This window comes from Mojavia sp. (assembly GCF_059505145.1).
Genome location: NZ_JCACKA010000115.1, coordinates 321,682 through 343,601, shown reverse-complemented (window position 1 = coordinate 343,601; position 21,920 = coordinate 321,682). Strand labels below are relative to the sequence as shown.

Sequence of the window (21,920 nt, the reverse complement as noted above, 5' to 3'; positions counted from 1 at the left end):
GGGCAGGGGGTAGGGAGAAAAGATTTCGCGGTTTTTGCACAGATGTGGGAATTATAACTAATTATCCGAACTTGATATAAAAAGCTGGGGAAAAAGAATCTAAGAGGTTGTTTGAAAAGTGGTTGGCTGTGATTTTAAGCACTTATTGATCCCCCCTAGCCCCCCTTGGAAAGCAGGGCTGTTTCATCCCCTCAAATGGTTAAAATTACAAGGGTCAAAGAGATTAAAATTTAGGGCAAGCCCTAAATTTTAGGAAAAAATTTTTGCGCCTTAAGCCCTAAATACGTTGTTTTTATTTGCAACGGCAGTCGCTCATGGGGGGAACCCCCTACGTACCCGTCGCTGCCTCGCCTTTGCGACGCCAGTTGCTTCAAGTCGGCAAAGCCGCCCAACGCACTGGCTCGCCTTTGCGTGAGATTATCCTCTTGACAAATCTTAAACAGCAACGAATGAAACGGCCCTGCTTTTTAAGGGGGTTGGGGGATCTGAGTGCGTAAGTTCTGACAATATTTTTGCTTTTGCCAGACAATTTTTAAATAAAGATGTATTGTACGTATAATTTCGCCTATCTAAATTCATATAGGGTTCTAATTATGTCTAGTGATGCCATTGCTCAATCTCAATTATTAGATGAGGAGACTGTTCAGCATTACAACTCCGAGCAGATTATTGGTGTCGAAGAATTAAGTATTTTAAATGCTCGCTCTAACTGGAAAGGGCTGGTGCAACTAGCAGGACATCTAACGGTGATGGGATGCAGTGGCTATGTGTGGGGGACGAACTTTGGCAATTGGCCTGTGGCAATACCAGCATTGGCAATCTACGGTTTTAGTTTTGCTTCTATGTTTGCACCAATGCACGAAGGCGGTCACCGAACTGCTTTTGCTAACAACCGTTTGAATGATGTTGTTGCTTGGTGTGCAGGCGTGCTGTCATTATACAACAGCACATTTTACCGTCGTTATCACAAGTGGCACCACCGTTACACTCGCGTTCCTGGCAAAGATCCGGAACTGACCGATATTACACCGAGAAACCTGGGTGAATACTTGTTGGTAATTAGCGGTTTACCTTGGTGGGTGGGAAAGATACGTGGGCATTTTCGGATTGCACTCGGTCAACTTGATGATTGTCCTTTTGTGCCAGAAACAGGACGATCTGAAGTTATTCGCTCTACTCAATTACAATTAGCTGTTTATGCAGCTGCGATCGCCATCTCAATTGCCGTAGGTCAGCCTTGGTTTGTACTTTATTGGCTGCTACCTCTGTTTGTCGGTCAACCAATTTTACGTATGATTTTGCTGGCAGAACATACAGGTTGTTCTCTTGATGCAAATATGCTCACGAATACGCGCACAACCCTAACACTCTGGCCGATGCGATTGTTGATGTGGAATATGTCGTATCATGCAGAACATCATTTGTATCAGTCAATCCCCTTTCACGCGCTACCGCAAGCACATCAGCAATTAAATTCGCACTTTACTCATATTGATCCAGGCTACATCAAGGTCAACCAGAATATTGTCGCTCAATTGGGACAGTTGGAAGGATGACAAAATCCCCAAGTTGTTTCACATTGAAGAACTTTACGCTTCAGTGTGGTGCTGTTCTATCTGAGGCGCGGTTGGTTTACCAAACTTATGGTGAACTAGCAAGCGATCGCACTAATGTCATTCTCTATCCAACTTCTTACGGAGCGCAACATTACGATACTGAGTGGCTAATTCATCCTGATGGCATTCTTGATCCCAGCCGTTGGTTCATTATTATTCCCAATATGTTCGGGAATGGAATGTCAACTTCGCCTAGCAACTCTCAAGACTGTGGTTTGAGCGAACGAGGTTTTTGGTTTACTCATGTAGATAATGTTTGCGCTCAAGAACAGCTATTGCGAGAAGTGTTCAAAGTTGAACGTCTGGCGCTGATTTACGGTTGGTCAATGGGCGCACAGCAAGCGTATCACTGGGGGGCATTATTTGGCGATCGCGTTGCTCGGATTGCTGCTCTGTGTGGTACAGCTCGCACCACCGACCACAATCGTATTTTTTTACTAAGCCTACGCGCCGCCTTAACAGCAGACCCTGCATGGAATGGCGATCGCTTTGAAGTGTTCCCAGAACGGGGATTGAAAGCTTTTGCCCGGATTTATGCGAGTTGGGCTGCTTCCCAAGCGTTTTATCGGGAGGGTATTTACTATCAGCTGGGTTATACATCCCTAGAAGACTACTTGTTGCGTGCGTGGGAATCTACCTACAGAAAACGCGATCCCCACAATTTACTAGCGATGCTCGACACTTGGCTACGCTGCGATGTCAGCGATAACTCAACTTATCAAAAAGATTATAAAGCTGCTCTGGCTGCAATTCCATCTCAGACACTGGTAATGCCTGCCACAACAGATTTATACTTCACTCCAGAAGATTGTGCTGCTGAAGCTGCCCTAATTCCTGGGGCGAAGTATCTTCCAATTCCCTCAATTTGGGGACACCGAGCAGGTAACCCCTACCAACATCCTGAAGATGCAGCTTTTATTCGTGCTGCTATCCGGGAATTACTGGAAGAATGACGAATTGAAGGAGACAGATGGCAGTAAATAGAGGGATTCAGTTTTTCTCTATTTGAAACATAATCTTTGTCAAATCTTTAAGCTACACAAGAGCTAAAGATGGCGATCGCTAGGAAAATGAGTTGAATGAAATTTAGGCAGTTTGACACAAAGGACAAGAAGGAGCGAAATGGGACTTAGCGACAGACTTTTGAACCCGCCGGATAAAAAGACCATGATTGTCGATGACTGTTGCAATCTGATAGAAACACAGATTGCTTCCAAGTCAGGCATTAGTGGCATAACTTTAAAAACAGCTTTTGCCGCCTTGAAGGGTGTCAAGCCAGGGTACATTCCCTATGTCGTTGAGCAGATTCTGCCGCAGTGCCTCACAGCGCTTGATCCCATCTGGAGCGAGGGCGAGCAAAAAGGTGACCCAGTTGATCACCTCGTTACCAGTCGCTCTGATACGGCGGACGCACTGCTAGGCGTTACCGACGCGAGAGTGCAGAAAGCAAAGCGCCCAATCGTGCGAGGAACCTATGAAAAATTCCGTGGTTCGGCCAAAAAATACGTAGAGGAAGCAGTACCAGACTTGGCAAAAGTAATTGGTAAGTACGCCAATAACTGATTGAGGTAGGTAGCCGTCACTCTTAAGATATGAACCAAGCCTGCTTCCGCAGGCTTTTTTTCTTGGCAAACATTAACCAGCTTGGGCAATTAATTGGGTGGCAATCTGCTGCGCTTGGTTAATGGGGATGGCGAATCCGATTCCTTGGGCCCCTTGAATGATCGCGGTATTAATGCCAATGACCTGCCCATTTTGATTCAGTAGTGGCCCACCCGAATTACCGGGGTTAATAGCTGCATCTGTCTGAATAAAACGAACCTCGCGGCTGCGTGCGCCGATCGCACGGCTAGAACGCTCTGTGCCACTGATAATCCCGACTGTAACGGTGTTATCTAAACCGAGAGGGTTACCGATCGCGATCGCCCATTCTCCAATTTTTAATTGTTCAGAATTACCAATGCTGACAGTCGGTAAATTATTAGCCTGAATTTGGATAACTGCTACATCTGTCGCTCTATCTGCCCCCAATACTTGACCTGTGAAGCGACGACCATCTTTCAATGTCACAGTTACTCTGTCTGCACCAGAAACTACGTGAGCGTTAGTCAAAATTAAACCATTTGACCTCATAATAAACCCTGAACCAGTTCCCCGTGCCACCCGCGTACCAGATAGTGTATATCGACTAGCAGTTGTGCGCGTGGAGTCAATGCGAACCACTGCTGAACCAGTTTTTTCTACCGCTTCAGCAATAAAGTTGTTATTTGTATTCACCGAAGAACTAGAAGGCAACTGTGCAATTGTTGGTTGAGACAGCACTGGCTTGGTGGGCATCAAATGCACTCCAGCAAGTGCTGACACAGCTCCCATAGACACTAAAGACAAATTGATTAGAGATTTTTTCAAAGAAAAATTAGTAGACATTGCAGATTTCTAAGTTAAAGAATTGAAAATGGGTATTGGGCATGGGGCATTGGGCATTGAGAACACAAGGAGTAATATCGTGTTCGGTTAAAGACTTATCATGAAGACCGCAGGGGGCAGGGAGCAGGGGAGACAAGAGGATAAATCGTTACTCGTAACTCAGCACTCAGCACTCAGCACTCCTCACTCAGCACTATTACTTGGCTTGCAGTAACTGCTTGACGATACCCACCCCTACTTGAGCGGTTTCATTCAGTAGTTTTGGATCTATTGTTTTATCGTTTGGACTGTGATAATTCGGATCTTGACCACGGTAGAAAAACAGGACTGGCACGTTTTTGTTAGCAAATGGTGCATGGTCGCTACCACCATAGGTATATGAACCCAAGGTTTTGATGTCTGAATCAACAGCTTTGGCGATCGCAGTTAATGACGATGTGCCACCAATCAAAAGCTGATTGTTAACGCCAACCATGTCGAAATTCAGCATTCCTTTCAACCCTGAGAGGAACTCTGGTTTAGCAGTATCTACAAAAGCTCGTGAGCCATGTAACCCGTCTTCTTCGCCATCAAAGGCGACGAACCAAGTTTGACGAGCCAGATTTGTGTTAGCTAAGTTACGCGCAATCGCCAGTACAACTGCTGTTCCCGAAGCGTTATCATTTGCTCCAGGGGAACCTGGCACAGAATCGTAGTGTCCACCAAGTATCAGTTTTGGCTGAGTTACACCTGGTAGATGAGCAATTACATTACGTCCGTTAACAACTTGTCGTTGAGCATTGACATTGAGGCTGACATTAACTGGTGCATTTTGCGCTTGCTGAAGTAAAGGATTACCGCGATCGCCCGAAAGTCCTAAGACAGGAATTTTTGCTGATTCACCCAACGTCGCACCGTTTAAATTACCTGGTTGATTGTTAACAACAACCAAACCAACCGCCCCAGCCGCAGCAGCATTACTGGCTTTTTGAGAAAAGCGGATTTCACCACGCCGGACAATGGCGATCGCGCCTTTGACATTCACCTTGGCAAAGTCATCAGGTCGCCCAAAATTGGGAACTGCTACTAGTGGTGCATTCAGCTTTCCCGGAATCGTGCCATTGAGTGCTTTACCTTCGATATTCGTACCATTAATGGTGAGATTTGAACCTAAGTCTACAAACTTTTCATAATTAAAAGTCTGAACTTCGGCAACATAACCAGCCTGACGGTACCGATCAATTAGATAGCTGCTAGCCTTTTCCATAACTGGTGTACCAGCTACTCGCGGGCCCATATTCACCAAAGCTTGCACATCTGCATAAGTTGCATTGGTGCGATCGCCTTTGGCGCTACGCTTTGCGTAATCGCTTTCTTGCGCCTCGGCTTTTGGTATTTCAACAATATTATTTAAGCGAGTTGACTGTACGCAAGCTGTCGGTAGTGAAACTAGGACAGCCACTAGCGCCGCATTTAACCAAGAATTTGTAGTCATTTTAAGTAGAAGGCAGAACGCAGAAGGAAGAATACTTCTCCTGAGTGCTTTTTGCGAGTCTGTGTTTTAGGTTTAATCATTTCCACCTACTCAGATTCTGTTATTCTTATTGTGTTAGGTAAGAATGACAAAATAATGTCAATCTGTATTAAATCCCCAGTGAGTGACTAGTACAGCAAGGCAGAATTTAAGGGACTTCCAAGTAATACCAATTGAAAAAAGAATGCGACAGATGGGTAGGGGCACGGCAATGCCGTGCCCTTACGAATAATCTATGTGTCGCAAACATTATTTGAATTGGTATAAAAAAATATCCCATCGCATTGCTGACTTTTCACGGCATCTGGAAAACGACATTTTGAGCTTTTCTCAAACCCTAATTTTTACGTTAGCGATTTTCATTAACTTAGAGCTATTGAGAATTAGCCTGTGGAAAAAGCTACGTTGTTTAGCGGTTTGAGGACTTACCGTGAAAAGTCAGATCGCATTGAGGGCAGGGGAGAATAACAGCCCAATAAACAATCGGTGCAGTTAACCTACACCGATCGCCAAATATGACTCGAATTTAACATTCTATTGTCTCACGCCAATGCTGAAGCTTGGGGTTTAGCAAAAATCATCCGTCCTGCGGAAGTTTGCAAAGCACTGGTGACTACAACTCGCAATTCACCGCCTACATAACTACTACCTTCTTCAACGACAACCATTGTGCCATCGTCTAAGTAGCCAATTCCCTGGCTTGGTTCTTTGCCTTCCTTGAGAATTTTGAGGTCAAGGTTGTCACCAGGTAAATAGGTGGGACGAACAGCGTTAACTAAATCATTGACGTTCAATACTGGTACTTTCTGTACACTAGCAACTTTTGACAAGTTGTAGTCATTAGTTAGTAGTGTGCCGTTGATTTCTTGGGCAAAGCGCACTAACTTGGCATCGACTGTGGGAATATCTTCGTAGTCAGATGGGTTAATCAAAATGCGATCGGGGTAAGTTTCCTTAACGCGGTTGAGAATTTCCAATCCTCGCCTTCCCCGTACCCGCTTTTGGTCTTTGCTAGCATCGGCTACTTGTTGCAGTTCTTGTAAGACAAATTGCGGCACAATAATTTGTCCTTCCAGAAAACCTGTTTCCAGAAGCGTTTCAATGCGACCATCGATAATGCAACTGGTATCTAAAACTTTAGTATTAGCAGGTTTTAGAGTCCCTTCCGCCACCATCGTTTCGACGGTGTTGGGATTAATGAATCGCAATAATCCTCGCCCGTGGGTATCTGCTAAATTCATGCCAGTCACTGACAGCAAAATACTGCCGACGACTGCTACCAAGGGCTTAATAAAGCTAAAATCTGTAGGAATGGGTAACAAAAATAATGGGGCCAGCATCAAGTTGGCGACCAATAACCCAATCACTAAGCCAATAGCACGCGTTAAGATCACTTCGAGTGGCAATTCTCGGACTTGTGCTTCTAAGCGACGATATGTCGTCTGGAAACTCAGCCCAACTGCACCGCCAATAATGGCGGCAAAAACGGCAACAACTAGGCGTAAAGCTTCTAAGTTTGTCACCCTGTCTAGTGCCCCATTGGGTAGTAGTTCAATGCTGTAGAACCCTATTCCCGATGCAGCAAAGATAAATGAGAGAATAATAATTGCATCAAGCATGGTTGTGTTGTTTTCCTGCAACTGTGTTAACCAACAGAGTTAAGTATTTTTTATTTCATCGGTAAAATGTATTCAGAAATATTTCCTTAACTCTAGGGGTTTAAGCAGGCAATATCTGCAAACATTATAACCAAATAGTTTTAGCTTAATATTTTTCATCCTTTTGTTATACAACTTGTAAATAAACTAATAAATTTCATTGATTGTAATTTTCAGTATGGTTAATTTTATTCTTTCTCAAAATGGTTAAAAAAGTTAATTTTTTTAGTATTCCAAGTTCTGCTTATGTGCATATTCCTTTTTGCAGACGCAGATGCTTTTACTGTGATTTTCCTATATCTGTTGTGGGCGATCGCTTGCGTGGTGAAACATCTGGTACTATCTCCCAATATGTTGAAGTGCTATGTCAAGAAATTGCCAGCACACCAACATTTAGTCAACCGTTGAAGACAATTTTTTTTGGCGGTGGTACTCCTTCGCTGCTTTCAACAGCACAGTTACAGCAGATCCTAGCAGCATTAGAGGAGCGTTTTACTCTTTCACCTGGTGCGGAAATTTCGATGGAAATAGACCCAGGAACGTTTGATTTACCACATATAACAGGCTACCGCAGCTTGGGGGTGAATCGCGTAAGCTTGGGTGTACAAGCGTTTCAAGAAGAGTTATTAAAAGTAGCTGGGCGATCGCACTCAATTGCAGATATTTTTGCAGCTGTGGAGTTAATCCGCAAAGTCGAGATTCCCGAATTTAGTTTAGATTTGATTTCTGCTCTACCGCATCAGTCTTTGGCTCATTGGCAAGATTCACTAAAAAAAGCAGTAGCGCTCGCCCCAACTCACATCTCTATATATGACCTTACCATAGAGCCAGGCACAGCTTTTGGTCGCTACTATACACCTGGTTCTAGTCCTTTGCCGACAGATGAAACCACAGTCAAAATGTACCAGATGGCACAGCAAGTTTTGACTGGTGCAGGTTATCAGCATTATGAAATTTCCAACTATGCCCAACCAGGACATCAGTGCCAACATAATCGAGTTTATTGGGAAAATCGCTCTTATTATGGTTTTGGTATGGGTGCAGCCAGTTACGTAGAAGGTAAGCGGTTCACTCGTCCACGTAAAACTAAAGAGTATTATCAGTGGGTGAAAGCAGGCTGTGAAATTGATTGCGAAAAAACACCACCAGAAGAAGTATTATTAGAAACCTTAATGGTAGGGTTGCGTTTAGCAGAGGGTGTAAGTTTGGCAGCGTTGGCGGCTGAGTTTGGGGAAGGGAAAGTAGAGGAGATTTACAAATTTTTGCAGCCGTATTTTCATAAAGGTTGGGTAGAAGTTGTTGGAGAAAGGTTGCGCTTGACCGATCCCCAAGGCTTTTTATTTTCTAATGTAGTTTTGGCAGCATTGTTTGCAGAGTTTGGTGATTAAACTACAAATGCGGTTGATTCACTTAAAAGTAGTTTTCACAAATTAAATAGGACTGCTATAGAAGAGAACTTGATAACATAAAACAACGTCAGCTTGAACTAAACCATATCGATTTATAAAAAATCTAACTAAAAATTATGAATAAGCAATTAGAACAGTTTGCTAGTGATAATTATTCTGGCATTTGTCCTGAAGCACTGGAATACATGATTAAAGCTAATTATGGTAGTGCGCCAGCTTATGGTAATGATGAATGGACTCAAAAAGCAACAGATTATTTTCGAGAATTGTTTGAAATTGATTGTGAAGTATTTTTCGCTTTTAACGGTACAGCTGCAAATTCTTTATCTTTAGCTGCGCTTTGTCAGTCATATCACAGCGTTATCTGTCATGAAACATCGCACATAGAAACAGATGAATGTGGCGCACCGGAGTTCGCTTCTAATGGTTCTAAATTATTACTCGCTCCCGGAGAAAATGGGAAGTTAACACCACAAGCAATAGAGTTAATGGTAACTAGGCGCACTGACATTCATTATCCCAAACCAAAAGCTATTAGTATTACGCAATCAACTGAAGTAGGAACTTTGTATTCTCCTGAAGAACTTTTAGCAATTAAAGAAATTGCTCGTAAGTATAACTTAAAAATTCACATGGATGGCGCTCGCTTTGCTAATGCAGTAGCCGCCATGAATAAAAGTCCGGCTGAAATGACTTGGAAAAGTGGTGTAGATGTGTTATGTTTTTGTGGCACAAAGAATGGCATGGCTTTAGGTGAAGCGATACTTTTCTTTAATAAAGCGTTAGCAGAAGATTTTGACTATCGGTGCAAGCAAGCAGGTCAGCTAGCTTCAAAAATGCGGTTTATTTCCGCGCCTTGGTTGGGTTTACTAGAAACTGGCGCATGGCTCAAAAATGCGCGACACGCAAATCAATGTGCTGAATACTTAGAGATGCAACTATTAAATATAGATGGCGTTGAGATAATGTTTCCTAGAGAAGCCAATGCTGTGTTTGCCAAGCTACCAGCTTATGCTATTCAAACTTTGAGAGAAAAAAATTGGCAGTTTTATACATTTATTGGTGTTGGGGGAGTACGTTTTATGTGTTCTTGGAACACGACGCAAGCCAGAATTGATGAATTGATTAGAGATATTAAGGAAGCGATCGCTTAAAGTAATACTGTGATGCGAAATTCAAAATACTCTAGCAAAGCTCTCCTATGCCAAAATGAAAATAACTAATACCATAAGGTGAGCGATCGCTCTGAAAGCTAGATAAAGGATTGACCTGAGCTATGGCAGAAGAAACCAATCATAATCAAGCGGGAGAAGTAGCTCCCAGCACTGTTGACAAACAGGCCCCCAGTGTCGCTGAAGAACACGCTCCTAGCACTGACGAACCAGTAGCGACAGACCTCCCTACTGCCAACGCGCCAGATCCCAAAGCAGTAAACGCAGAAGATAATCCTAATGCCGCCAAACCAGCGGCGGCGGCTCCCAAGCGCGAGAAACCAGCAGCTAAAGCAGGAGCAGAAGAAAAACCCGCAGCCGCAGCTAAAGCAGCCAAAAAGGAAAAAGCCCCAGCTGTTGAAGATAAGCCATTTGTAGAGTTTATACAGCAAGAGTACTTACCTGCTGTGCAAACTGCGATCGCCCAGCAAGGTGTGTCAGATTTACAATTGTCTTTTGCTAAACAGAAGTTTCCCATCGCCGGCTTTGAATCAGCCGAGGAATGCTGGCAACTTATAGGAAGTTGGCAAAACGGTTTGCGTCAGTTTAACCTGTATTTCCCCGATGAGGATATTCAAGGGAAAAAAGGATTTTCCTGCAATGAGGGTAAAAAGCCTAGCACACTTGAGTCATTCTTAATCGATGAACGCAAAATCACTCTTGACTTGCTGGTGTTTGGCTTAGTGCAGCGATTGAACGGTCAAAAGTGGCTAGGTAGAAATTAGTTACTACTGGGGACTGGGGATTGGGCATTGGGCATGGGGCATTGGAGAAAGCTATCTCCCCACTCAGCACTCAGCTTCAAATCTCGTGGAAATGGTAGGTGACGGCTCCAGTGATGGGGTCGTTATCTATTTTTACATAACCTGATTTAAGCATCTCCTTAAGTGTCGTTTCCACCTCCGCAAAGCTGGCTCCCGTTGCTTTCACACCTTGAGTAACAGTGAGAGTCCCACCCTTATTTTCTGCTGCTTCAATCAGTTTAATCATTAGTTGGTTACCACTGGGGCGGTAAACTTGGGAAGCGATTACAGGTTGATTTAGCGGTACACCCAAGGGCGATAAACCAGCTTTGGCCATGAGTCTAAGATCGTGTTCTTCAACCATACCGGGAATGAGGAATAGATCCACCAACTGCCCCATATACAATAAACCGCCAGTACAAAGCCACAACACACCCGTCGCAATTTTGCCATTGTATAAACGGTGCAGTCCTCCTAAGCCAACAAACCCGACTGCACATAAGATGTAGGAGACAAGAAGACGGTCTTTATTAGTGTTGTTGTCAACATTCATGTTGTTTTCGACCCCTTGGATTCGCACTTATTGTCTAAGACGATGTTCTGATGCTGTTTTGTTTCATCACTAAGTTGGTCTTTTTAGCCGACAATGAAGCATAAAAATTATTTTTCTTTTGCTTGTTGCCGCCAGTTTGGACAATTCGGGGAACTCGTCCATCTAGTCACCCCTATTGTTAAGACAACTTCTAGGTCACTACCAATTTTCAATTCTCGATTCCGTCGAAATTGAAGTATTGTTGCAACTCTTAACGTTTTTCCTACATTTTTTCATCCTGCACCTTGGTAGACTGAATTTTATACAAATGGTTTATTGTCGTTTAGTTGCGCCTTGCGATCGCCTTCGGCAGTGGGCGAAGCCCAATCGCCTGACCTTTGGCTTTCAGGTGTACTCAAGATAATAAAGACAAAAGAGAAATCAAGACATGGTAGATTCCCTAAAAAAACCAGGCTTTGAAGAAATACGTCCAGGGATTAAAGCCCCGGCAAAAGAAACCCTGTTAACACCCCGGTTTTATACAACCGACTTTGATGAAATGGCGCGGATGGATATCTCCGTCAACGAAGACGAGTTACAAGCCATTCTGGAAGAGTTTCGTGCTGACTACAACCGTCATCATTTTGTTCGGGATGCCGAGTTTGAACAATCCTGGGATCATATTGATGGGGAAACTCGCCGTTTGTTTGTTGAATTTCTAGAACGTTCCTGTACGGCTGAGTTTTCCGGCTTTCTGCTATACAAAGAACTCGGTCGCCGCTTGAAAGATAAAAGCCCTCTATTGGCAGAATGCTTTAACCTGATGTCACGGGATGAAGCACGTCATGCTGGCTTTTTGAACAAAGCGATGTCAGACTTTAATCTCTCCCTAGATTTAGGGTTTTTAACTAAGAGCCGCGATTATACCTTCTTTAAACCGAAATTTATCTTCTACGCTACTTATCTTTCAGAAAAGATTGGTTATTGGCGATATATCACGATTTATCGCCACTTAGAAGCACATCCTGAAGACCGGATTTATCCAATATTCCGATTCTTTGAGAACTGGTGTCAGGATGAAAATCGTCACGGCGATTTCTTCGATGCAGTGATGAAATCCCAACCGCAAATGCTCAATGATTGGAAGGCAAAGCTATGGAGTCGGTTCTTCCTGTTGTCAGTATTTGCAACGATGTACCTGAATGACATCCAACGCAAAGATTTTTATGCTTCACTTGGACTAGATGCGCGGGAATATGACATATATGTCATCAAAAAGACCAATGAAACCGCAGGAAGAGTGTTCCCGTTGATGCTGGATGTAGACAATCCAGAGTTTTATCAACGGTTAGATGTTTGCGTCAATAATATGGAAAAATTGAGTGCGATCACTAACTCCAAAACTCCCAAATTCTTCCAATTCTTCCAGAAACTACCAGTTTTAGCCTCCATAGGCTGGCAACTTTTACGGTTGTACCTGATGAAACCAATTGATGCTGTTTCTGCTCAAGGTATGGCCCGCTAGTTAATCAAATTACTAAATCTAGAGTGGTTCTGTTTAGTGCAGAGCCACTTTTTTTATTGCAAAATTAGCATCATAAATTAATACGGGTTCCATTACACGAATGGGCTACTTTGTAATTTTCCACAAAATGCACCAGGAATGCTGGTAAGGAAATTGATAACTTTTCAACCTGCATAATCTTACCAAATGGTAGTAATAAGATTCTTACTCAATGGTAGTTTATGGAGTAGTAATATTTTTTAGATTGTTCACTGCTTAGGGGAGCAAAATACCGAAATATAGAGTCAAATACAGAAATAGTTGCAAATATTTAGCTATCCAGCGATGCTCAAGGGTTCTTCCAATAAGCTGCCACTTATATTAATATTCTGCTTATTTACTAGCTTTTTACCTGCCTCTGGATCAGTTTTCTGTCCAGCGATCGCCAATGACGGATATGGTAGAAATTATGGCACAGATGGCAGCAAAGGCACTGATGGGCGTCCTGGTAGAAATGGTCGCAACGGTCAGAACCAGAGTATTTTTGTTGATGGTTCTTCTGCCAATCTTGATCTGTCAGGTGAGAATGGTGAAGATGGTGAGGATGGCATACGTGGTTATCGACCTGACTGCGGTTACCAACCTGACAACGTAAGCCATGACATCAATGCACCGGATGGAGGTAATGGTGGTGACGGCGGTAAAGGAGGAGATGGCGGCCATGGCGGCTCTATTACAGCCTACTACACTAATTTGGCAGACTTGCGGAATGTTTTTGTTCGGGCTACAGGAGGAGAAGGCGGGCGTGGCGGACGCGGTGGCAACGGTGGGGTAGGTTGTAACTGTCGTCAACGGAGTTGGGAAGTGGAAACTTGCCAAGGAACTCCCGGTACACCTAGTTACAAATGCACGAAAAAGCGTTACAGATGCCACGACGGTAGAGATGGGCGATATGGTAACAGTGGCAGCAATGGCAGTCGAGGACGCTTAGGAACCTTAAGTATTATTAAGGGCAAAGAATCCTTGGTGGATGATATTCCCACGTTGCAAACCCCAATTTCGGAACTGACAGGTAAACAGTTCAACCTCTCAAAGAATAAGTGGAATCTACGGACAGGAGCCGCCTCTCTACTTGCTCCTGGTTCTGTGATTGCTGATGAATACCGGGAGTTTGATCAACGATTGGAAGGGACTTTTCAACTGATTTGGCGAGACAAGCAACCCCTTACCAGCTTTGCTAACCAAGCTGCAACCTTAAATTTAAACGATAGCAAGCAGGTAGAAATTACTTTTCCTGAAGATTTGTGGATTGATGGTAGCAGTAAGACAGAGGCTAACTTAACAACCTTTACTGTGAACAATGCGATCGCCAAAAAAGATGCCACACGCCTAGCAGTGGCAGAATTTGCTGGTGCAGAACAAAACCTCAACTTGAAAATAGTCGATTTGGCAGCAAAATCCAACATCATTCAGACTCAATTTCGTGTCAAATTCCGGGCACAGGATAACTTGTCTGGCTTGTCTGACTACCAAACTGTATATGAAGGAGAAATTCCGGCTGAACTTGTAAAGCGCGACTATAACCGTTTTATCCTTGCTTTAGGCAAGCTACCAATTCGTGTGACTGCCCTTAACCCCGGTGTAAATGTTGATATAGAAGTAGTGGCAACCCGTTCCTTAAGTGGACGTTCAGCAAAGCAAAGCATTAACTGGCAAGGTGCGATTCGTAGGGGTATAGGGCTGTAAATATTCAAAACCCTTATACCGATTCTTCAAAATAAGATTGTTTGACTTTTTTAATTACGAATTACGAATTAAGCAGATTTCTTACCTTCTGAGACAATCTGCGCCAGAAGATAACCTGTAAAGTCTAAAAACTGATCGAGTAAACTGCCGATAACACCAATGTAGAGTATCGACTGAATTATGTAATTGGTGTTGCCAGCTTTATAAGCATCCCAGGCAAGCAAGCCAAGTCCTTTTGGCCCGATCAACATTTCTGTAGCAATAACTGTAAACCATGCTACCCAAATGCCAACTTTCAAAGCATGAAATATATGAAAGATAGCGGCTCGAAAGTTATTATTTTGTCTATAAAAATGCCGCATACCTATTGCTGTATTAACAATCATTGACCAGAGAGTGCCAGAAAAAATTACGACCACGGCTGCGGCTTCGCCCTCTTTAAAAATTATGAGCGCAATCGGTAGTAAGGCTATAGGGGGGATACTATGAGGTATCTGAAATATCCGCTTTAATAGCTGATAAACCGTACCATTTATGCTTATTAAGTATCCAATAAAACTACCTAAAACAGCGGCTGGGATATAACCGACAAATAATTTTTGTAGGCTCGATAAAACATCCAAAAATACACTATGTTCCATGCCTCAGTTCTCATTTGGAAAGTCTGGGGAATACTGCGGCAGTTGCATAAAATGGCAAAGATACAAATAAGCAGGAGGTGTTACAGTCTGATTAAATTAACTCTATCAAAAAAATCAAGCCTGATTAAAAAATTAAATAAAATTTGAATAATTTACTTTCTGAATGGCTTTAACCTAAAACTTGAAAAAATCACATTAAATATTATTTGATACCGTTATTTTGTGAGTAATTAATCATCAGTAATCAGTACACAGCCTCAAGACTGAGTAATTGATTACTGATAATTGAAAACTGATTATTTTCCCATATTACGTTTCATTTGTTCCAACTCGTCTTGGGTTTCCCAACGGCGAAACTTGTCTTCTAAGTCGTCAAAACTGCTAGAATAACTGCTGCTTGGATTCGACCAACCATTAGTTTCTAAACGCTGTTGAGCTTGAGCTTTAGCACGTGCTGTTTGTGCTTCAGTAGCTTTGGCTTGTACTTCTTGTCGCCGCGACTGAATTTTTTGTAGTAGTTCTTTAGATTGATTAATGCGTTCTTTCAGCCCCTGCATATGTCCCCAGCGTTGATTTCCTTCGCGTAGTAGGGTTGCTTCTCTCTGTTGTGCCGCAGTTGCTAAATCTTCTCGTCCAGCAGCTTTTGCCTTTTGAACACGGATGTGCCAACGCTGAATTTCTTGAGCGGTGGACAAAATTTCCTCTTGCGATCGCTTTTCCTGTAATTGTAAATCTGCAACCAGCTTTAAAGTATCTTCCTCTTGCTCCCGCAACTGTTCTAACAGCGCTTCTAATTCCAAATGAGGATTATTACGCAAGAATTCTTCTAAACGGTTTTCTAGAAACCGACTTAAATCATCAAATAAGCCCACTGCCAGAACTCCAGAGTCAGGTATGTGATTTTATTGTAGTAATTATAATCATCGGCGGAAAGCGGATCGTAATAGTTCACTGTAAAATAGCTTTCATTTCTGATGAGTTTTTATACAACATCATTCTTTTAAATAAGTTAAAGGTTGTTTGAAAAGTAGTTGGCTGTGATTTTAAACACTTATTGATCCCCCCTAACCCCCCTTAAAAAGGGGGGAAACTTCTTAAAGTCCACGGCAGTTACTACAACGGGGGGAACCTCCGCAACGCACTGCCTCCCCTTTTTAAGGGGGATTTAGGGGGATCTAAAACGTTTTGCTACCAACAAGAGGACTTTTAAAACATCCTCTTAAATTCTTACTCTAGATACAGGCAGATTTTACCTTATAAGTGATATATGCACGGTAACGATTGTTAATCTTAAGACTGTTCAAGTTTATCTACTTAGACGAATTTATGACTATTACCATTAGTGGGACGCTAGATATAATCTTCCAAGGCTATCAAAGTACATCGGTAGGGACACAACAATGTTGTGCCCAATAATCTGTACCTCACTCGTTTGCAACCTGCTGTATGTCAACAAACTCTCAACTTCTGCTTGATAAATTAAGATTTTAATTTTGTGCAGTATCGCATGATCGATTTTTATTTAACTTAACCATATAAAATAACAGACAAAAGCGGTTGTTTATATATGCGATACAAAGTCAAGCTTAACAAAACGAATGTAGGATATGCTATTTGGTGTCCTGCTTTACCAGGATGCTGGACTTTGGGAGCAACAGAAGAAGAGGCTTTAGAAAATATCAAAGGTGCGATTAAAGCTTATCTAGAAACTGTTGATGAAGTAACTCAAAATGCAGAGCTACGTTATGTGGAAGTTCGATGAATTTAAAAAATCATGTATTGATAATAATCGATTAGGTTATTTTTTGTATTTAATATTGCAAATTTATTTTTACTGTATTTTTTAATTTTGAATTGATTACAGCGGCGTTACCCAATAAGCAATACCTCTGACAATTTGCTTTCTAAAACCAAATAAAGGTAAATTATCTTCAGTTAAACCTAGGTAAGTCCAATGTGGAATATCATTTTCTACAGTTTGAAACCAGCCATTTTGATTTAAAGCTTGTCTCTGCTTTTGACTTGATACGCGTAAATCAATTGCTAATCCCCAGAGATGTTGTGATGTTCCAGGCGGTGCAACTATTCCAAGTATTACTGTTTCTTTACCTTGGCGAACTTTTTCTAAAGTTCTATCGTTAGCATATTTGTGCCAAAATCTTAAATTTGTGGTGAAAGTACGAGTACAATCACCACTACCATAACCAGATTTGAGGGAAATATTTTGTAGCGATCGCGCTTTATTAAAAGCTATTGTTGCTGGCTGTTGTAAATAACAATCATTAGTACCATCAACTTTCAGCATTGTTAAAGTAGATTGGAATTCTTTGGTTTCTTGTTCGTTGTCAAAGATAACTTTTTTAGGCAGTTTAATTTCTGGTTCTTGATTCGCATATGCTGCACCATACTGACGCAGCAAAATATATTCAAAAGTGCCAGCTTCAGGAATAGTTAATAACTTATTAGTAATTGCAGACAAAAAACGCTGCTGCTCATTTAATTGCGGATTGGGAGTAAATGGTGTAACTGGAGATGGTGTTATTGCCTGTTGGGAGGAATCTTTACATGGCAATGAGCTACAGTCAATGAATTGTGCAGTATTACCAACCAATTTGTGGTGAGCAATTCCGTTACTAGCAACTAAAGCAAAAACGATAAAGAAAATAATACTAAAAAAAGCCGTCTTCCGCAAAATTCGTTGCATATACAAGTATTACTTTAAATTACAGCCTTTTTTCGTAGCGAATTGATGCCTGAAAATACTTTGTGCTTACTTCGCGTCCCTCCGCCTTGAAAAAAGCTACGAATTTATGCAAAGCGGGACTTAGGCATAGGATTGTTCAATGATTGAAACAAATTATGACAAAACCCCATATATTTTACTAAAGTTTTAAATCTAAACAGACTAATATGTAGGCGCTAAATACATAGTTATTTTCATAACTTGTTGCATATCAAACTACATCCATGAAACCACGGGATCAGCTAAAATTGGAAATGACTTTAAGCTTGCTGACACTGTAAGTATGACCATGCACAATTCCGTTGAATTTCAAGACGCTTTTGATGTGATTGTCGTCGGTGCAGGTCACTCCGGTTGCGAAGCGGCCCTTGCCACTGCACGCCTCGGCTGTCGTACTCTGCTGTTGACACTCAATTTAGATAAAATCGCTTGGCAACCTTGCAACCCAGCCGTGGGTGGGCCGGCCAAATCCCAGCTAACCCATGAAGTTGATGCGCTGGGTGGTGAAATTGGCAAGATAGCAGACCGTACTTACCTGCAAAAGCGCATTCTCAATTCTTCACGGGGGCCAGCAGTATGGGCATTACGTGCCCAAACAGACAAGCGGGAATATGCTGCTGTGATGAAAGGGATTGTTGAGAATCAAGATAACTTGATCATTCGGGAAGGAATGGCCACAGATTTGGTATTAGGCGCTAATGATGAAGTAATTGGCGTTCAGACTTACTTTGGTATGGCGTTCCAGTGTAAAGCAGTTATCCTAACGACAGGAACCTTTTTGGGGGGACGGATTTGGGTTGGTAATAAATCGATGGCGGCCGGACGTGCTGGAGAATTTGCCGCAGAAGGATTGACGCAAACCCTAAATCGTTTAGGATTTGAAACCGGAAGACTCAAGACTGGCACACCAGCACGGGTAGATAAGCGATCGGTAGACTACACTAAAATGTCGATCCAGCCAGGGGATGAAGAAGTCCGTTGGTTTAGCTTTGACCCTGAAGTTTGGGTAGAACGGGAACAAATGCCTTGCTACATTACCCGTACAACTCCTGAAACCCATCGCTTGATTCAGGAAAATTTGCACCTGTCACCTGTATATGGTGGTTGGGTAGAAGCTAAAGGCCCTCGTTACTGTCCCAGTATTGAAGATAAGATTGTGCGCTTTGCAGATAAGGAAAGCCACCAAATCTTTATTGAACCAGAAGGCAGAGATATTCCCGAACTTTATATTCAAGGGTTTTCTACAGGATTGCCGGAAAATCTGCAACTATTAATGTTGCGTAGTCTCCCTGGTTTAGAAAACTGTGTGATGTTACGTCCGGCTTATGCTGTGGAATACGATTATTTACCAGCCACCCAGTGTTACCCCACATTGATGACTAAAAAAATTGCTGGGTTGTTTTGTGCTGGACAAGTAAACGGCACAACAGGTTATGAAGAAGCTGCTGCTCAAGGACTGGTGGCGGGAATTAATGCAGCTCGCTTTGTGCGCGATCAGGAGATGATTATTTTTCCCCGTGAGCAAAGTTACATCGGAACCCTGGTTGATGACCTGTGTACGAAAGACTTACGGGAACCTTATCGGATGCTCACCAGTAGGTCAGAATACCGATTAATACTGCGTTCTGATAATGCTGATCAACGTCTGACACCTTTGGGACGCGAAATCGGCTTGATTGATGACCGCCGTTGGGATTTGTTTACCCAAAAACAAACACAGATTATCGCCGAAAAAGAACGGCTACACGCTACGCGGGTTAAGGAGCATGATGAAATTGGGGTAGCGATCGCCACCGATACCCAGCAAGCAATCAAAGGCTCAATCACCCTAGCTGACTTGCTGCGGCGGCCAGGATTTCATTACCTTCACCTTGATCGCTATGGACTGGGAAACCCAGAACTTAACACCATTGAGAAAGAAGGTGCAGAAATAGACATCAAGTATTCTGGCTATCTTGCTAGGCAACAAAATCAGATTGAGCAGATTGCGCGTCAGGCGCACCGCCAGTTACCTGCGGAGCTAAATTACACAACAATTGATACTCTCTCTAAAGAAGCACGGGAAAAGCTAAGTAAAGTAAAACCACTCACAATTGGTCAGGCTGCACGTATTGGTGGGGTGAACCCAGCCGATATTAATGCCTTGTTAATATATCTAGAATTACGCAAAACAAAGAATCAGCCGGAGTTTACAGCATTATCCTCAAAAAAACTTCATGAAGCGTGAGTATAGTAGTTAAGGAGGAGATGGGTATGATAGATGACATGGATTAAGAACTGGCATCATCAGCAGTCTCTGAATTCTTAGTTGAATTTAATACTACCCAACAATCAACTCGTCTCATTTGGACGTGCGATTGGATGTTTCATCAAAATCCTGACTCTCCGGCAGTAGGGGCGGTATTTCTCCGTCCTAGCAGCTACCACCCAAAAGCCTATGTTAAAAGAAGCCAGCACTCATCTCATTATTCCGGAAATCTCAGAAGACTTGATCGTCAATGAGCCTTGGTCGATAGATATTTATGCTGATGGTTTGATGAATGATATTTTTGCCGATATCGACCAAATTTTAGATGTTAGCGGGAATATAACTTCCCAAACTAGGAATTTAGGATATGGTTCGGCACAGACAGTTAAAATGCCACAGATTGTCTTGCCAAATCAACTAAACCGAACTGTACAACGAGTTCCTCAAAAGAGGAAGCCATTGAGTAAGGTTGTGGTTGGCACTCATGGTGTAAAACCAGTTAGTAGAAGTCCTCAAACAAGTAATCGTGCTTTGGGCAAGTTGCTAGTTGTGGGGTCAACTGTGGGTGTGGCGATCGCTGGTGTTATCTACTTGGTACACTCTGGGGTATTAACTTTACTAACTTTCACACCTACACTGCCTAAGCTTCAGGTGTCACAGCCGCAATTGCCTACAAAGGTAGATGTTGAGGCTGAGTTAGTTGACTATATGCTAGGAGCGCTGGCAGTTATTGATCGGCAACAATCCAGAAACAATTACAGTTCTGCCAACTCTGGACTGGCCGTTGCAGGAACTCCCAACCAAACAGCCTTAGCATTTGCTAACAATCAAAGGAGTGTTATCCTACCACCTCCTCTGGCGGCTAATAATACACCACCTGCTCCCAAAAGTTCTACAAACATTGTTGAGCGGATATATATACCTGTTTATCAAGCGCCTTCCCCAATGCGCTATACACCTCCAGTAATTCCTGGCGTTCCTAAACCCATATCATCAGTAGCGACTGCGACAGTATCTCAACCTGATACGGTGAAAAACGCCTTGAATTCAGTGCAGAAAGCACCCAAGCCGGTGAGTGTAAATATGTTGGCGGCGGCTGTGCGACCAGAACTTAAACCTGTGGCTGTGCGAACTGCACCAATCACCGTAGGAAAATCATCCAAACTTCTACCTGCATTCCCAGTAGTGCCATTCCGATCTGCACCACCGCAACTGTCTGCGGATACAGCACCCGTGGCTGTGGCATTTCAGCAACAGGTAACTCCTCCAACGACTGCGGCTCCTAGCCATACGTTAGAGGGATTGCTAGAGTTAGGAAGCAAATCTGCTGCTTTGTTTAAAATTGAGGGTGTAACTCAGCGCTTTGTCGTGGGTGAAAGAATTGGCTCAAGTGGCTGGACGTTAGTGGATGTTAGTAACGGCGAAGCTATCATCCGTCGTAACGGCGAAGTGCGGTCAATTTACACAGGACAAAAGCTGTAAACAATTTATACTTGCCCTCAAATCTCTTAAATTATGAGGTTGAGGTTCAACAAATTTCTAGGAATTGGCAATTGAGTAAAACTACAGATGCACTGTAGGTAGGGTATATCCTTACCTACTTAAGATAATGGCCGATTCCACTCAACTACGAATAATTAACAAAAACTCATGCTCATGTTAGAGAAGCAAAATATTATTTGCACCTAATTCTCTTCACTAAGCACCGTTTTGCATAAGTCCGTAGCTTTTTTCAACGCAGAGGGGCACAAAGTAAGCGCAGCGAAAAGTTGCGTGCGGGGGTTCCCCCCGTTGAGCAAACTTTTCAAGACAGAGTAACGCAGAGTATTTTCACACACCAATTCGCTACGAATTAATGAAAGGCTATACTTAGCGCTTCTATTAAAAACTTATTTAGGTAATTTCCTTTACCCAATAATACAGTAATTG

The 21,920-nt window shown here is 42.7% G+C and carries 19 protein-coding genes; 12 read left to right on the top strand and 7 right to left on the bottom strand.

Going from position 1 to position 21,920, the window contains the following annotated elements:
* The first annotated feature begins 314 nt into the window (after nucleotides 1-314).
* The 4 genes from AC5JL8_RS32155 (at nucleotide 315) to AC5JL8_RS32140 (ending at nucleotide 3,179) form a co-directional block, all read left to right on the top strand.
* Entirely contained in the window at nucleotides 315-497 is a 183-nt protein-coding gene (locus tag AC5JL8_RS32155) for a hypothetical protein (RefSeq protein ID WP_495883730.1), read from the top strand.
* 96 nt (nucleotides 498-593) lie between these two features.
* Nucleotides 594-1,556, top strand: a complete 963-nt coding sequence (locus AC5JL8_RS32150) for a fatty acid desaturase (protein WP_495883729.1) — start codon at nucleotides 594-596, stop codon at nucleotides 1,554-1,556.
* A complete protein-coding gene (locus tag AC5JL8_RS32145; RefSeq protein WP_495883728.1) occupies nucleotides 1,553-2,569 on the top strand; it encodes an alpha/beta fold hydrolase in 1,017 nt (338 codons plus the stop codon). Before AC5JL8_RS32150 ends, AC5JL8_RS32145 begins: the two co-directional genes overlap by 4 nt.
* A gap of 169 nt (nucleotides 2,570-2,738) precedes the next feature.
* Nucleotides 2,739-3,179, top strand: coding sequence for a DUF6918 family protein (locus tag AC5JL8_RS32140; RefSeq protein ID WP_495883727.1), 441 nt, complete (start codon nucleotides 2,739-2,741; stop codon nucleotides 3,177-3,179).
* 72 nt (nucleotides 3,180-3,251) lie between these two features.
* On the opposite strand, the gene AC5JL8_RS32135 is transcribed toward AC5JL8_RS32140, so the two are convergent.
* From AC5JL8_RS32135 to AC5JL8_RS32125, 3 genes are all read right to left on the bottom strand, one after another.
* A complete protein-coding gene (locus AC5JL8_RS32135) occupies nucleotides 3,252-4,043 on the bottom strand; it encodes a trypsin-like peptidase domain-containing protein (RefSeq protein ID WP_495883726.1) in 792 nt (263 codons plus the stop codon).
* A gap of 196 nt (nucleotides 4,044-4,239) precedes the next feature.
* On the bottom strand, nucleotides 4,240-5,517 hold the full coding sequence (locus AC5JL8_RS32130; RefSeq protein WP_495883725.1) for a M28 family peptidase: 1,278 nt from the start codon (nucleotides 5,515-5,517) through the stop codon (nucleotides 4,240-4,242).
* A 581-nt stretch (nucleotides 5,518-6,098) separates the two neighbouring features.
* Entirely contained in the window at nucleotides 6,099-7,175 is a 1,077-nt protein-coding gene (locus AC5JL8_RS32125) for a PIN/TRAM domain-containing protein (protein ID WP_495883724.1), read from the bottom strand.
* Nucleotides 7,176-7,417: 242 nt separating this feature from the next.
* Between AC5JL8_RS32125 and hemW the strand changes: the two genes are divergently transcribed.
* The 3 genes from hemW (at nucleotide 7,418) to AC5JL8_RS32110 (ending at nucleotide 10,559) form a co-directional block, all read left to right on the top strand.
* Nucleotides 7,418-8,602: a radical SAM family heme chaperone HemW gene (hemW, locus tag AC5JL8_RS32120; RefSeq protein WP_495883723.1), complete on the top strand. Its 1,185-nt coding sequence runs from the start codon at nucleotides 7,418-7,420 to the stop codon at nucleotides 8,600-8,602.
* Between the two features lie 137 nt (nucleotides 8,603-8,739).
* Nucleotides 8,740-9,777 (top strand): threonine aldolase family protein, encoded by a 1,038-nt coding sequence (locus tag AC5JL8_RS32115; protein ID WP_495883722.1) that lies wholly within the window; start codon nucleotides 8,740-8,742, stop codon nucleotides 9,775-9,777.
* Nucleotides 9,778-9,899: 122 nt separating this feature from the next.
* Complete coding sequence (locus tag AC5JL8_RS32110; RefSeq protein ID WP_495883721.1) at nucleotides 9,900-10,559, top strand: DUF2996 domain-containing protein; 660 nt, start codon at nucleotides 9,900-9,902, stop codon at nucleotides 10,557-10,559.
* A gap of 76 nt (nucleotides 10,560-10,635) precedes the next feature.
* Here the strand turns inward: AC5JL8_RS32110 and AC5JL8_RS32105 are convergent, their stop codons facing one another.
* On the bottom strand, nucleotides 10,636-11,130 hold the full coding sequence (locus AC5JL8_RS32105; protein WP_495883720.1) for a TM2 domain-containing protein: 495 nt from the start codon (nucleotides 11,128-11,130) through the stop codon (nucleotides 10,636-10,638).
* A 427-nt stretch (nucleotides 11,131-11,557) separates the two neighbouring features.
* On the opposite strand from AC5JL8_RS32105, the gene acsF reads away from it, so the two are divergent.
* Together acsF and AC5JL8_RS32095 are read left to right on the top strand one after the other, a co-directional pair.
* The gene (acsF, locus tag AC5JL8_RS32100; RefSeq protein WP_495883719.1) at nucleotides 11,558-12,634 is read left to right on the top strand and encodes a magnesium-protoporphyrin IX monomethyl ester (oxidative) cyclase; all 1,077 of its coding nucleotides are present in this window, start codon (nucleotides 11,558-11,560) and stop codon (nucleotides 12,632-12,634) included.
* Nucleotides 12,635-12,958: 324 nt separating this feature from the next.
* Nucleotides 12,959-14,359 carry a collagen-like protein gene (locus AC5JL8_RS32095; RefSeq protein WP_495883718.1) on the top strand — a complete coding sequence of 467 codons (1,401 nt, stop codon included), beginning with the start codon at nucleotides 12,959-12,961 and terminating at the stop codon, nucleotides 14,357-14,359.
* A gap of 68 nt (nucleotides 14,360-14,427) precedes the next feature.
* On the opposite strand, the gene AC5JL8_RS32090 is transcribed toward AC5JL8_RS32095, so the two are convergent.
* Both AC5JL8_RS32090 and AC5JL8_RS32085 read right to left on the bottom strand, forming a co-directional pair.
* The gene (locus AC5JL8_RS32090) at nucleotides 14,428-15,000 is read right to left on the bottom strand and encodes an ABC transporter permease (protein WP_495883717.1); all 573 of its coding nucleotides are present in this window, start codon (nucleotides 14,998-15,000) and stop codon (nucleotides 14,428-14,430) included.
* 296 nt (nucleotides 15,001-15,296) lie between these two features.
* Nucleotides 15,297-15,872 (bottom strand): TIGR04376 family protein, encoded by a 576-nt coding sequence (locus AC5JL8_RS32085; protein ID WP_495883716.1) that lies wholly within the window; start codon nucleotides 15,870-15,872, stop codon nucleotides 15,297-15,299.
* A gap of 695 nt (nucleotides 15,873-16,567) precedes the next feature.
* Between AC5JL8_RS32085 and AC5JL8_RS32080 the strand changes: the two genes are divergently transcribed.
* Entirely contained in the window at nucleotides 16,568-16,762 is a 195-nt protein-coding gene (locus AC5JL8_RS32080; protein WP_495883715.1) for a type II toxin-antitoxin system HicB family antitoxin, read from the top strand.
* A 96-nt stretch (nucleotides 16,763-16,858) separates the two neighbouring features.
* Here the strand turns inward: AC5JL8_RS32080 and AC5JL8_RS32075 are convergent, their stop codons facing one another.
* Nucleotides 16,859-17,704: a D-alanyl-D-alanine carboxypeptidase family protein gene (locus tag AC5JL8_RS32075; RefSeq protein WP_495883714.1), complete on the bottom strand. Its 846-nt coding sequence runs from the start codon at nucleotides 17,702-17,704 to the stop codon at nucleotides 16,859-16,861.
* A 322-nt stretch (nucleotides 17,705-18,026) separates the two neighbouring features.
* Here AC5JL8_RS32075 and mnmG point away from each other — a divergent pair, with 322 nt between their 5' ends.
* Both mnmG and AC5JL8_RS32065 read left to right on the top strand, forming a co-directional pair.
* A complete protein-coding gene (gene mnmG, locus AC5JL8_RS32070; protein ID WP_495883713.1) occupies nucleotides 18,027-19,970 on the top strand; it encodes a tRNA uridine-5-carboxymethylaminomethyl(34) synthesis enzyme MnmG in 1,944 nt (647 codons plus the stop codon).
* Between the two features lie 210 nt (nucleotides 19,971-20,180).
* Nucleotides 20,181-21,473, top strand: coding sequence for a hypothetical protein (locus AC5JL8_RS32065; RefSeq protein ID WP_495883712.1), 1,293 nt, complete (start codon nucleotides 20,181-20,183; stop codon nucleotides 21,471-21,473).
* Nucleotides 21,474-21,920: the final 447 nt, after the last annotated feature.